A 13,127-nucleotide genomic window follows, 5' to 3' on the forward strand; every position below is an offset into this window, starting at 1 on the left:
GTTCTTACGCCAATTCTTTATAAGTTGCTTCACATTTAAAGCTTACCGGGCCTGTCGCGATATTTTCCATTACAGGTAACACCCGGAACATGCAGGCGTCGATTAAACGGTGAAGGTACGTTTCACCTTCCTCGATCAGGCCGACTACACCCGCGTTCATGAAATAGGTCCCAGGGTTCAAGTCGCAGTGAAATTTGAACTCGACCTGTATCTTTGAATCGCCGGACACGGAAGTGAGCGCGTCCTGGAGTCTGGAGGCGCTGGTGCTGCCACCTAGTTCGACACCGCCAAGCGATTTGATCATCATTCCGAAGCGCACAGCAGATGCGGCAAGCTCGAACTCAACGGTATATCTATAATGATAAATACGGCCGCGTTTCAGGCAATTCACCTGATCGCCGGCGTCATTGAAAATTTGTGCCCTGGAGATCAAAGCGCCATGTGATTCATAGGACAATGTGCTCTTGGAAATCAGATTTGGATCGAAGAATTCGTCAAGATCGTAGTCTTCGCTGTCCTGAGCAAAGTCAGACGTGTCTTCTGCGAACGTCCACTCAACGCCGGTCGGTGGTCCTTCCGGAGCCGAATTCTTGATTTCCTCGCGCAGCGCGCTGACTTTTTCGTTGGGGGCGTAAAGCAGTTTCTGATATTGGCCAACGATGAATTTGGGTGGGCCCTCAGCGAGCTTCTCTCCGCCATCAAGCAAAATCGCCCGGTCACACAACTCGATGACTGTATTCCCTGAGTGAGATACGAAGAGAATTGTTGCACCGGTCGACTTGATAGCTTCGATTCTGGCGAAGCACTTGCGTTGAAAGCGTTCATCGCCAACAGACAGCGCTTCGTCGACAATCAGTATCTGCGGATCGACATTGATCGCAACGGCAAACGCCAAGCGAACCATCATGCCGCTTGAGTAGGTTTTTACCGGTTGGTCGATGAAGTCGCCGATCTCAGCAAAGCGCTCAATCTCTTCGAATCGAGCGCTGGTTTCTTCTCGGGTGAGCCCGAGAACGGCGGCGTTCATGAATACGTTTTCACGCCCGCTGAACTCTGGGTTGAATCCCGAGCCGAGTTCAAGGAGAGCTGCAACCCGGCCGTACGTCGTTATATTTCCTGAAGAAGGATTCAGTGTTCCACAGATCAACTGCAGCAGCGTTGATTTACCACTTCCGTTTCGGCCGACGATACCGACGGTTTGTCCTTTCTCGATGGTAAACGATACGTCTTTTACTGCCGGGAACTCCCGATAATAATGCTTTCTGCCGAAAGACAGCATCTGCAGAAGTCGATCGCGAGGCTTGTCGTAGATTTGAAATTTTTTGTTGAGCTGACTAACAACAATCGCGCAATCAGAGGACATCGGCAAATCCCTTTCGTGTTTTTTGAAACCATACGAACCCAAGGTACAATACGATGGCTCCAATTATGTAGCTGATACCCAAAGCAGCGAGGTCAGGCATTTGACCGCGGAAAAGAACCGCCCGGGCATTTTCTATTGCGGGAGTCAGTGGGTTGGCGGACAGCAAATAACGATATTCCAAAGGGAGAGCCGTTATTGGATAAAAAATAGGTGACATGAACATCAGTACGGATGTTAAAACACCAATGATCTGGCTTACGTCACGTAGATAGACACCGAGTGAAGACAAGAACCAGACAAGGCCGAGCGTAATCATCACCAGCGGTCCTAGAATGACTGGAAGCCACAGAGTGGTAAGTTCAATTTTTCCGAAAAGTATCAGCGAGGCAGCTAACCATACTGTCAAACTTACCAAGTAATGAAAAAGCGCTGAGCCGAAAGTGACCAGAGACAGGATTTCAAGCGGAAAAACAACTTTTTTTACGTAGTTTACGTTACTTAAGATTAAGCTTGGTGCGCGGTTTAGACACTCTGCGAATAAGTTGAAGGTCATAAGGCCTGCAAACAGCATTAACGCAAATTCGGTTTTTGATTCGCTGTCTACGCTCCAGCGTGCTTTGAATACGACACTGAATACAAATGTGTAAATGACCAGCATGAAAATCGGGTTGAACAGCGACCAGAGCAGGCCCATGATTGAGCCTCTGTATCGTCCGATAATTTCGCGTTTTATCAAAGCTGAAATCAGCCCCCTGTTACGCCAATTGGAAGCTATTATTTCTCGAGGACTAATGGAAAAAGTTTTCATGGTGCCAAACACTCCCTTGTCTGCTTGTCCGTGTCGGTCAACGCATAAAAACAAAAAATTCTAATATCCATCTGCTACTCAAAAATGGGTTGATCGATTTAGGCGGTAAAGCGTATTGCGTGCGGTATCGAGGCCAACCAGGAAACCTCAGGGGACGCTCGCCTTCTCAGGGGATTGGATGCTCCATGGTCGGAGTGAAAGGGAACACGCGTCGCACGATGGCCTCCACCCCATGCGCAGCATTGCTGGCCATTCGCTGCTAGCTTGACCCCGCCTGTGGCGGAAATACTTTATCACAGCTCAAAATTCGAGGCATCCGCTTTGGTGGGAGGCCGAAGAGGCAGGCGACGGCGATAAATCTGATGTCCGGTAATGACTTCAGATTTTTTTCAGCAGAAGTGCGAGGATCAGCAGCCAGTTCTCCAGCGGTCCCTGTCGATACAGACCGACTTTGAAAAATATTCTGATGCGTTTTACCAGCCCCGCCGTTCGCAACGTTTTGAAGTCACTGAACAGGGTTCGGTTTCGCAATGGCATATATCCAACCATGCTATCGAGTATTTGACTGTTCATATCGCTCCAGATGCTGAAATCTCCAGTCGCAAATCTTTTGAGTCTCTGGAAGTTTGCGCTCAATCCGGTTCGGTTACCTATCAAATTGCCTTCGTGCTGGCGGTAATCAAGCGATGGAGTGCTGTCATATACGACCTGGCCCGCGGCCGCCGTGACCAATAAGTATGCGAGCCAGTCATGTGCAACGACAGGGGATTTGTCCGGCACAGCTGCTATCAGTGTTCGTGCGGGCTGATTGATCAGCATGGTGTTTGCGCCGGCCAGACTTTGAACAAGCGCGTTTTCGAACGCAGGCGCATATTTACGCAATGGAGAAAAGCCTACGCAGCGTTGCTCCGCATCGATCAATCGTACCCTCGTGCAATAAAGAGCGGGCTTGCTGTCCTCAATCCCTTGTAACACCTTTACGCTTTTCTCAAGTTTAGTGGGGTGCCAAATGTCGTCCTGATCACTAAAAGCGAAGTAGTCTGCTTCGATTGAGCTGTTTTTTATCAACGAAATGAAATTTTTCGCGAAACCTTGTTGCGGGCCTTGATAAATCCTGAAGCGATCTTGTCCTACGGTTTTTCGATAAGTTTCAAGCAAGTTGACGGTGTTGTCGCAAGAGCCGTCGTCTGACGCGTGAATAATCCAATTGGAATGCGTTTGTATCAATATGGAATCAATTTGCTCGGCGAGAAACCTTGCGCCATTAAAAGTGCACAATAATATCGCTACCGAAGGCTGCGCGGGCGATGGACGGCGGTTGGCTCCGGTTTGAGCAGGGTCTCGAGTTTCCGAAGGGAATGTCATGAGTGGATCCTGTTGCGCAGATGAACGTTGGCAGTGTTTTCGTGTCCACTCAAAGTGAGTATGGAGCGCTGAAAATCGCGACAGGTGTTCTCGCGAATGCTGCTATGGTCGATGCTCTGGAGCGCTATCTTATCGGGTTGACCTAGCGAAGGCTCACGGATTTTGGACGACCCTCCAGAGCGAGGCAGTCGGGTTTTTCATGTCTGCGAAGCTGCTTGCTGGCTCAACATGGGCGCACTTGAGTACAATCGCGGAGCTTGGAGCATGCAGTTCAATCATTAGTTCGCATGAAGGATATATGGACAAAGTACGCACATTTCTCTTGGGCCTTCCGCGGCGTCAGAAGCGCCTGCTTCAGGTAGCTACCGATGTTGTGCTGGTCTGGGTCGCGCTTTGGCTTGCATTCATAGTCCGTCTGGGCATCGACGATATGTACAATCCTCTGCGCGTCCATGTCTGGCTTTTCTCCTGCGCGCCGATCGTAGCCATCCCGCTGTTTATCCGATTCGGGATGTACCGTGCGGTCATGCGCTATTTTGGAAACGACGCACTTATTGCGATCATCAAAGCGGTTAGCCTGTCGTCTCTGATCCTGGCTGTAGTGGTCTACTGGTACAGCAATCATGATGCTGTTGTCCCGCGCTCGATCATTTTCAATTATTGGTGGTTGAGCCTCGTAATCATCGGCGGTTTGAGATTATGCATGCGGCAATATTTCATGGGGGACTGGTTCACCGCTGCTCAGCATGTGCCATTTACGAATCGGGAAGATGGTTTGACCAAGGTAGCGATTTACGGAGCGGGAGTAGCCGGAAACCAATTGGTCGCAGCGCTTCGCATGGGACGTGTGATGCGTCCAGTTGCGTTTATTGACGATGACGCGAGCATAGCTGACCGATCCATCTCCGGGCTCCAGGTTTATAAGCCGAAAAATATTCAACAGATGATAGAGGTCACGGGGGCAGAGGAGATTCTTCTTGCTCTGCCGTCGTCTACGCGCGCGCGGCGAAGAGAAATTCTGAATTTTCTCGAGAGATTTCCCTTGCACGTTCGCAGCGTTCCCAATTTCACGGATCTTGCCAGTGGTCGGGTGAAGGTCGAAGACATTCAGGAAGTGGATATTGCCGATTTGCTGGGACGCGATTCTGTTCCTGCTCAACCTGATCTTTTGGAGCGATGCATCAAAGACAAGGCCGTATTGGTCACGGGCGCCGGGGGGTCAATCGGTTCTGAACTTTGCAGACAAATCTTCTCGCTGCAACCCAAGACTTTAATACTTTTTGATCACGGCGAATTTAACCTTTATATGATCCTCTCCGAGCTTGAGCAACGCTCCTGCCGAGAGTCGATATCCGTACGCCTGTTGCCAATTCTTGGTTCCATTCGCCATCAGGACAAACTGCTCGATGTGATGAAAACCTGGAAGGTTGACACTGTTTACCATGCGGCGGCGTATAAGCACGTTCCGATGGTCGAGCACAACATTGCTGAGGGTGTTCTGAACAACGTCATGGGAACACTCAATACGGCTCAGGCCGCGCTGCAGTCCGGGGTATCGAACTTCGTCCTGATTTCCACTGACAAGGCGGTTCGCCCGACAAATGTGATGGGCGGAACCAAACGGTTGGCGGAAATGGTCTTGCAGGCACTCAGCCATGAAGTCGCACCTGTGATGTTTGGCGACAAGAGTAATGTTTCCAGAGTCAACAAAACCCGTTTCACTATGGTTCGTTTTGGTAACGTGCTCGGATCTTCTGGTTCGGTCATTCCCTTGTTTCACAGCCAAATCAAATCGGGTGGACCGCTTACAGTTACGCATCCTAAAATCACTCGATATTTCATGACGATTCCTGAGGCTGCGCAATTGGTCATTCAGGCTGGGTCCATGGGGCGGGGGGGGGACGTGTTCGTTCTTGACATGGGTGAACCTGTCAGGATCGTTGAGCTCGCAGAAAAGATGATCCATCTGTCCGGCTTGAGCATCCGCTCGGAGCGTAATCCCCAAGGGGATATTTCTATCGAATTCACTGGGTTGCGCCCTGGTGAAAAGCTCTACGAGGAGCTGTTGATCGGTGAAAACGTTGAAGCAACACCGCATCCAATGATCATGACCGCGAACGAAGATCATATATCTTGGGAATTGCTGAAAAACAGGCTTGGCGAACTGCTCGCTGCCGTTGAAAGGGATGACTACACCCGCGTCCGCCAGCTCCTTCGTGAAACCGTCAGCGGCTACACCCCCGACGGTGAGATCGTCGACTGGATCTACCAGCAACGCCGCCTCGAGCCCTGATTGTTTCACATTCTGTAACGCTCGCATTTTTGACATAACCCCGTCATGACCTACGTTTGGAGAGCAGCTTCGGAAAAGCTGCTTTCTCAAACGATGATGGAGCGTCACTTATGCGTACCGGTTTTTTCTACTCCCTGATTTTCGCTTTCCTGACCAGCGCCTCGATCGCCGCGATTGCGGCACCTGTTGTGCCCGTGGAAGCCGGCAAGGCGCCTGTTGTGATGGAATCGGCGAAGCCTGCGCAGAGTGCGAAGGTCGATCTTAATGAAGCCGATGCGGCAACACTGCAGAAAGAGCTGGCGGGTGTCGGTGAAGCCAAGGCGCAAGCTATTGTTGCGTACCGTGATACAAACGGACCGTTTTCATCGGTGGATGAGTTGCTGGAAGTGAAGGGGATTGGCAAGGCGATTCTGGATCGCAACCGCGACAAGCTGGAAGTCAACTAAGCTGGATGTACAACGCCAAGAGGCCGGTCATTGACCGGCCTTTTTTGATTTGCGCACTGATGCTCTACGGCGGCTTGCATGATGTGGGGCATTGCGTATGTAAAATTACGACTATCATATAGCCTTAAAATTATGCCTATAATAATTTGCCGATCGGTCGAGCCGACGTGATCGAGCAACCCTTTTCACCCAGCCTTCGTGGAGCATTTTCATGAATTCCGCAAAATCCCAAGGTACAGCGCTCGTCACTGGCGCCTCGTCCGGCATAGGAGCGATTTACGCTGATCGCCTGGCAGCACGCGGGTTTGATCTGCTGCTGGTAGCCCGCGACAAGGATCGTCTGGAAAGTGCCGCGAGCCGCTTGCGGGAAGCGTACGGTGTGCAGGTCGAAGTGCTGAAAGCGGACCTGACGCAAAAAGATGATGTGCTCAAACTCGAGCAGCGGCTGCGCAGTGATTCAAGCATCAGTCTGCTGGTCAATAACGCTGGTGTTGCGGCAAACGGTTTGCTGGCCAACGCCGATCTGGATCAGCTGGAGCAACTGATCCAGTTGAACATCACCGCGGTCACCCGCTTGGCATCGGCCGCTGCCGCCAGTTTCGCCAAGGCTGGCCGTGGCACGATCATCAATATCGCCTCGGTGGTGGCGCTGTTTCCTGAGCGGTTCAACGCCACCTATAGCGCGAGCAAGGCCTATGTGCTGAGTCTGACGCAGTCGTTGCATACCGAGCTCGAGGGTACCGGGGTGCAGATTCAGGCTGTATTGCCCGGCGTGACGCGTACCGAAATCTGGGCGCGCTCGGGTACCGACGCCAGTGGCATTCCGGCGGAGATGATCATGGAAGTGGATGAAATGGTCGATGCGGCGCTGGCCGGGCTGGATCAGGGTGAGTTGATCACCATTCCTTCGCTGCCTGACGCGGGTGAATGGCAGGCATTCGTTGCTGCGCGCCATGCGATGGTGCCGAATCTGTCGCGCAGTGCTGCGGCGCAACGCTATAAATCTTGATCGGAGGTAAGCAGAGTATGGATTCGCGTCGAGTCGTCGTCACGGGCATGGGCCTGGTTTCACCCTTGGGCAGTGATGTTGAAATCGTCTGGCAGCGTTTGCTCGCCGGGCGTTCCGGGTTGCGTAATTTGCCCGATGCGGTGGTTGCTGACCTGCCGACCCGCGTTGGCGGTAGTGTGCCCACTGTCGAGGAGGACGCTGAAGCCGGTTTCGATCCGGATCGCGCTACGCCACCCAAGGAACAGAAGAAGATGGACCGCTTCATCCTGTTTGCCATGGAGGCCGGCCGGCAAGCGCTGGATCAAGCTGGCTGGCATCCGCAAGAGGATAAGGACCGAGAGCGCACCGCGACGATCATCGGCTCTGGAGTCGGCGGCTTTGGCGCGATCGCTGATGCGGTGCGCACCACCGACAGCCGGGGTCCTCGGCGTTTGTCGCCGTTCACCATTCCATCGTTTCTGGTCAACCTCGCTGCTGGGCACGTTTCTATTCAGCATGGTCTGAAGGGGCCGTTGGGTGCGCCGGTCACAGCATGCGCCGCCGGCGTGCAGGCGATCGGCGATGCGGCGCGGTTGATTCGTTCCGGTGAAGCAGACATTGCGGTGTGCGGCGGGGCCGAGGCTTGCATCGACCGTGTCAGTCTTGCCGGTTTCGCCGCAGCGCGGGCGCTGTCGAGCGGCTACAACGACACGCCTGAGAGCGCATCGCGCCCGTTCGACAGCGGTCGCGACGGATTCGTGATGGGCGAGGGCGCCGGTCTGCTGGTCATCGAATCACTCGAACATGCCCTGGCACGTGGCGCACAACCGTTAGCCGAACTCGTCGGCTACGGCACCAGTGCCGACGCTTACCACCTGACCGCCGGGCCGGAGGATGGCAGCGGGGCACAGCGTGCAATGGAGCTGGCATTGGCGCAGGCCGCTATCGAGCCGGTGCAGGTCCAGCATCTGAATGCTCATGCGACGTCGACGCCGGTAGGCGATCTTGGCGAACTGGCGGCGATCAAGGCGGTGTTCGGTGCCGAAAACAAAATCGCTGTCACTTCGACCAAATCCGCCACGGGGCATTTGCTCGGCGCCGCCGGTGGGCTGGAAGCGATCTTCACGCTATTGGCGATTCGTGATCAGGTGGTGCCGCCAACGCTGAACTTCGACAACCCGGACCCGGCGAGTGCAGGGGTGGACATCGTCCATGGCCAGGCGCGGTCCATGCCGATCGAGCATGCACTGTCCAATGGCTTCGGTTTTGGCGGGGTCAATGCCAGCGTGTTGTTCAAGCGCTGGCAGGCTTAGTCGCGATTCTTCAGATGGTCGCGGGTGACGTCGAGAATGTGTTGCGCAAACCCGGCATCCGCGACGCTGCGTGACAGCAGCAACGCGCCGACCAGCGTCGACATGATCACGACGGCACGGTCGGCATTGTTCTCGCCGTCGAGGCTGTTCTCGATTTGCGTCAGCCGTGCGTTGAGTACTTCGTCACTGGTAGGGCTCGGTTGTCCGCGCAGGCCCAGTTCGGAGGAAATGGTCAGCAGCGGGCAGCCTTCGTCGGGCGAGGTTTGATGCCATTCGGACAAGTAAGTCTCGATGAACAGATCCAGCGCATTGTCCTGGGCGAAAATCTCTGCGCACAAACCGTCGACCTGGTTGCCGGCCTCCTGCAGGGCCTTTTCGACCAGATCGTCCTTGGACTTGAAATGAGAATAGAAACCGCCATGGGTCAGCCCCAGCGCTTTCATCAGAGGTTGCAGGCCGGTGGCGCCGATGCCGTCCTTGCGAAAGCGCGCCGAGGCTTCCTTGATGATGCGCTGATGGGTCTGGGCTTTATGGTCTTGCGAATAACGCATCGGGAACTCTCCGCAACAATGCACGCATCTTAACCAAGGAAAATTAGATGGTGACTGTACTTCTACTTCTTAAAAGCGTGCGGTCAGATCCGATAGCTATATAAAAAGCAAACCCCGCCGGTCAGGCGGGGTTGGTTTCAGCGATCGTTTGCGTCCTTGGCATCCGCTTCGGCATTGCGCTGGGCAACGCGCCTGCGTTCCTCATCGGTCAGTTCGACCTTGTTGGCGGTGTCGCGCAACATCATCAAGCCACCGACGATCGAGCCGATTGCAACAACCAGAATCAACCAGGCATACCAGGGCATAACGGCTCTCCTTAAGGGCAGCTCGACGGACGAGAATTTCGCCATACGACGCTGCATACCACCTTTGAGCGAAACGACTTCGCAGTGGTTCCATTCTAGGCCGCTTCTGCCCGGCACACCCGAGCGGTGTCACAGACCGGTCAACATCGCATCCGCCGGCGCATCGGCGCGCAGCTGTCCGGTCAGCAAGAAGTAGCAGAACCCGACCGCCATGAAACCGAGGAAAATCAGCCCGATCAGCGTGTTGAACCACGCCATCGCCACCAGGCACACCACCGCCAGCACCAGCGCAATCATCGGCACCAACGGGTAGCACGGCGCGCGGAAGGTGCGTTCCAGATTCGGTTCCGATTTACGCAGTTTGAACAGGCTGAGCATGCTCATGATGTACATCACGATGGCACCGAACACGGCCATGGTGATCATCGCTGCGGTCAGCGTCATGCCGCCGAGGTTGATCAGGCCATCGCTGTAGATCGCCGCGATGCCGATGATGCCGCCAATGATGATTGCGCGATGCGGTGTCTGGAAACGCGACAGTTTCGCCAGCGAGGCTGGCAGATACCCGGCGCGGGCGAGGGCGAAGAACTGTCGCGAGTAGCCGAGGATGATCCCGTGGAAACTTGCCACCAGCCCGAACAGGCCGATCCACACCAGCATGTGCAGCCAGCCGGAGTTGTCGCCGACCACGGTTTTCATCGCTTGCGGCAGCGGGTCGTTGATATTGGCCAGGGTGCGCCAGTCGCCGACGCCGCCAGCGAAGAACATCACCCCCATCGCCAGCAACACCAGGGTCAGAATGCCGCTGATGTAGGCTTTCGGGATCGTGCGTTTCGGGTCCTTGGCTTCTTCTGCGGCCATCGCCGCGCCTTCGATGGCGAGGAAAAACCAGATCGCAAACGGAATCGCCGCGAACATCCCGGCAATCGCCGGTGCGCCGAAGACATCTGACCCCGCCCAGCCGTTGAGGGCAAAGTTGCTGAAACTGAACGCCGGCGCGACCACGCCCATGAACACCAGCAATTCAGCCACCGCCAGCACACAGACGATCAGTTCAAAGGTTGCGGCCAGTTTCACGCCGAGAATGTTCAGGCCCATGAACACGATGTACGCACCGACCGCTGCGTGTTTCGGGTCGAGTGCCGGAAATTGCACATTGAGGTACGCGCCAATCGCCAAGGCAATCGCTGGCGGGGCGAAGACGAATTCGATCAGCGTTGCCAGACCGGCGATCAATCCGCCTTTCTCGCCAAATGCGCGGCGGCTGTAGGCAAACGGCCCGCCGGCATGAGGAATCGCGGTTGTCAGTTCGGTGAAGCTGAAGATGAAGCAGGTGTACATGGTCGCGACCATGAACGAGGTGACCAGAAAACCCAGTGTGCCGGCGACGCCCCAGCCATAACTCCAGCCGAAATATTCCCCGGAAATCACCAGCCCCACGGCAATGCCCCACAGGTGCAGCGTGCCGAGCGTGGGTTTGAGTTGTGTGTTCATGCGCTTGCTCCCTGAAGGATTGGAAAGCTTCAGAGGAGGCCGTGTGCAGTGGGCGTGCCATTACGCTGAAACAAGTCGTAATGAGTTCAAAGCTGTCGCAGCGGGGATGATCTGCGCTGGATGTGCTGGTGTTGTGCGCCAGTTGGGTGCGATGTTGCCGTTAATGCCGCTATCGCGAGCAGGCTCACTCCTACAGGGGATCGCATTCCAACTGTAGGAGTGAGCCTGCTCGCGATGGGGCCTGTACAACCACAAGAAATCTGCCCGTAAAACCCGCATAAACCCACTCTTTACGCATTCTTTATGCCCCGCCATGACCCTCGCTCTCGTTCCTTTACAGCCTCCTTCCCGACAATCACTCCACACGCGGCAATACGCCGTTACACGGAGATCTTCCATGAGCGTTCTGGACGGGGTGTCACTGCTGTTGGCAGTGGGGCTGTTCATTTATCTGTTGGTTGCGCTGTTGCGCGCGGACCGGAACTAGGAGCGGCTATGCACAGTTATGACTATTGGCTGATCCTCGGTTTCTTTGCGCTGGTCTTGCTGCCGGCGCCGTTCCTGGGACGCTTTTACTACAAGGTAATGGAAGGCCAGCGCACCTGGCTAACGCCGATTCTCGGTCCGGTCGAGCGCGGTTGCTATCGCATTGCCGGGGTCGATCCGCAGGTGGAGCAGAGCTGGCAGAAATATACGCTGGCGCTGCTGGCGTTCAACCTCGCCGGATTTCTGCTGCTGTTCGCGATCCTGTTGTTCCAGGACCACCTGCCGCTGAACCCGCAGAACCTGCCGGGCCAAGAGTGGACGCAGGCGTTCAACACTGCGGTCAGTTTCATGACCAACACCAACTGGCAGTCCTACAGCGGTGAGGCGACCCTCAGCTACCTGAGCCAGATGGTCGGCCTCACTGTGCAGAACTTCGTCAGCGCCGCCACCGGCCTCGCCGTGCTGGTCGCGCTGTGCCGTGGCATCGGCCGTAAATCGGCGCAGACCCTTGGCAACTTCTGGGTCGACATGACCCGCGCCACCCTTTATGGCCTGTTGCCGCTGTGCCTGTTGCTGGCGTTGTATCTGGTTTGGCAGGGCGTGCCACAGACGTTTGCGCAATACGTCAACGCGGTGACCCTGCAGGGCGTCGATCAAGTCATTCCGCTGGGCCCGGCCGCCAGCCAGATTGCAATCAAGCAACTGGGCACCAACGGTGGCGGTTTCTTCGGCGTCAACTCGGCGCATCCGTTCGAGAACCCGACGGCCTGGAGCAATCTGTTCGAAGTCGCGTCGATCATTCTGATTCCGGCAGCGCTGGTGTTCACCTTCGGCCACTACGTCAAGGACCTGCGCCAGAGCCGCGCGATCATCGCCTGCATGCTGGCACTGTTCCTGATCGGCGGTGCTACTTCGCTGTGGGCCGAATATCAGCCGAACCCGACCCTGAACAACGCCGCCGTCGAACAGACCGCGCCGCTGGAAGGCAAAGAAGCGCGCTTCGGCACCACCGCCACCGTGCTGTGGTCGGTGACCACGACGGCGGCGTCGAACGGTTCGGTCAATGGCATGCACGACAGCCTCAACCCGCTGAGCGGCATGGTTGCGCTGGTCAACATGATGGTCGGCGAAGTGATCTTCGGCGGCGTCGGTGCCGGGCTCTACGGCATGTTGCTCAACGTGCTGATCGCAGTGTTCCTCGCCGGCCTGATGATCGGGCGCACCCCGGAATACCTCGGCAAGAAACTCCAGGCGCGGGAAGTGCAATTACTGGTGGTCACGCTGTTGGTGATGCCGGTCAGCGTGCTGGTCCTCGGCGCGATTGCCGCTGCCTTGCCTGGTCCGGCGGCGACCATCAGCAACCCCGGCCCGCACGGTTTCAGCCAGTTGCTTTACGCCTACACCTCGGCGGGCGCCAACAACGGCTCGGCGTTCGGTGGCCTGAGTGCGAACACGCCGTTTCACAACCTGATGCTCGGCCTGGGCATGTTGATCGGGCGCTTCGGTTACATCCTGCCGGTGCTGGCACTGGCCGGCAGCCTGGCGCTGAAGAAAACCGCACCGATCGGCCAGAACAGCTTCCCGACCCACGGCCCGCTGTTCGTGACCCTGCTGACCGTGACCATTTTGCTGGTGGGCGGCCTGACCTTTCTGCCGACCCTGGCGCTGGGCCCGATTGCCGAACATCTGAGCCTGGGCTTCTGAGGAGCTGACGA

General features: G+C 55.9%; 12 protein-coding genes. 6 read left to right on the forward strand and 6 right to left on the reverse strand.

Annotated elements, in window-relative coordinates; genetic code table 11:
* Positions 1-4 precede the first annotated feature (4 nt).
* The 3 genes from J3P75_RS08570 to J3P75_RS08580 all read right to left on the reverse strand — a co-directional run bounded on the left by J3P75_RS08570 (position 5) and on the right by J3P75_RS08580 (position 3,536).
* Positions 5-1,363 carry an ABC transporter ATP-binding protein gene (locus J3P75_RS08570; protein WP_434709924.1) on the reverse strand — a complete coding sequence of 453 codons (1,359 nt, stop codon included), beginning with the start codon at positions 1,361-1,363 and terminating at the stop codon, positions 5-7.
* On the reverse strand, positions 1,353-2,171 hold the full coding sequence (locus tag J3P75_RS08575) for an ABC transporter permease (RefSeq protein WP_434709925.1): 819 nt from the start codon (positions 2,169-2,171) through the stop codon (positions 1,353-1,355). The genes J3P75_RS08570 and J3P75_RS08575 overlap by 11 nt, the downstream gene beginning before the upstream one ends.
* A gap of 378 nt (positions 2,172-2,549) precedes the next feature.
* Positions 2,550-3,536 carry a glycosyltransferase family 2 protein gene (locus J3P75_RS08580; RefSeq protein WP_434709926.1) on the reverse strand — a complete coding sequence of 329 codons (987 nt, stop codon included), beginning with the start codon at positions 3,534-3,536 and terminating at the stop codon, positions 2,550-2,552.
* 298 nt (positions 3,537-3,834) lie between these two features.
* Here J3P75_RS08580 and J3P75_RS08585 point away from each other — a divergent pair, with 298 nt between their 5' ends.
* The 4 genes from J3P75_RS08585 to fabF all read left to right on the forward strand — a co-directional run bounded on the left by J3P75_RS08585 (position 3,835) and on the right by fabF (position 8,576).
* Positions 3,835-5,829 carry a polysaccharide biosynthesis protein gene (locus tag J3P75_RS08585; protein WP_434709927.1) on the forward strand — a complete coding sequence of 665 codons (1,995 nt, stop codon included), beginning with the start codon at positions 3,835-3,837 and terminating at the stop codon, positions 5,827-5,829.
* Positions 5,830-5,939: 110 nt separating this feature from the next.
* Positions 5,940-6,275, forward strand: coding sequence for a ComEA family DNA-binding protein (locus J3P75_RS08590; RefSeq protein WP_434709928.1), 336 nt, complete (start codon positions 5,940-5,942; stop codon positions 6,273-6,275).
* Positions 6,276-6,486: 211 nt separating this feature from the next.
* On the forward strand, positions 6,487-7,284 hold the full coding sequence (locus tag J3P75_RS08595; protein ID WP_434709929.1) for an SDR family NAD(P)-dependent oxidoreductase: 798 nt from the start codon (positions 6,487-6,489) through the stop codon (positions 7,282-7,284).
* Between the two features lie 17 nt (positions 7,285-7,301).
* A complete protein-coding gene (gene fabF, locus J3P75_RS08600) occupies positions 7,302-8,576 on the forward strand; it encodes a beta-ketoacyl-ACP synthase II (RefSeq protein ID WP_434709930.1) in 1,275 nt (424 codons plus the stop codon).
* On the opposite strand, the gene J3P75_RS08605 is transcribed toward fabF, so the two are convergent.
* The 3 genes from J3P75_RS08605 to eat form a co-directional block, all read right to left on the reverse strand.
* Entirely contained in the window at positions 8,573-9,127 is a 555-nt protein-coding gene (locus J3P75_RS08605; RefSeq protein WP_434709931.1) for a TetR/AcrR family transcriptional regulator, read from the reverse strand. The two genes, fabF and J3P75_RS08605, sit on opposite strands and share 4 nt — an antisense overlap.
* Positions 9,128-9,264: 137 nt before the next feature.
* Complete coding sequence (locus J3P75_RS08610) at positions 9,265-9,432, reverse strand: DUF2897 family protein (RefSeq protein ID WP_203418912.1); 168 nt, start codon at positions 9,430-9,432, stop codon at positions 9,265-9,267.
* A 129-nt stretch (positions 9,433-9,561) separates the two neighbouring features.
* The gene (gene eat / locus J3P75_RS08615) at positions 9,562-10,926 is read right to left on the reverse strand and encodes an ethanolamine permease (protein WP_434709932.1); all 1,365 of its coding nucleotides are present in this window, start codon (positions 10,924-10,926) and stop codon (positions 9,562-9,564) included.
* A 397-nt stretch (positions 10,927-11,323) separates the two neighbouring features.
* On the opposite strand from eat, the gene kdpF reads away from it, so the two are divergent.
* Together kdpF and kdpA are read left to right on the forward strand one after the other, a co-directional pair.
* Positions 11,324-11,413, forward strand: a complete 90-nt coding sequence (kdpF, locus tag J3P75_RS08620; protein ID WP_007899818.1) for a K(+)-transporting ATPase subunit F — start codon at positions 11,324-11,326, stop codon at positions 11,411-11,413.
* A gap of 8 nt (positions 11,414-11,421) precedes the next feature.
* Entirely contained in the window at positions 11,422-13,116 is a 1,695-nt protein-coding gene (kdpA, locus tag J3P75_RS08625) for a potassium-transporting ATPase subunit KdpA (protein WP_434709933.1), read from the forward strand.
* Positions 13,117-13,127 lie beyond the last annotated feature (11 nt).

The sequence above is a fragment of the Pseudomonas sp. R1-1 genome (genome assembly GCF_051132135.1).
GTDB lineage: Bacteria > Pseudomonadota > Gammaproteobacteria > Pseudomonadales > Pseudomonadaceae > Aquipseudomonas.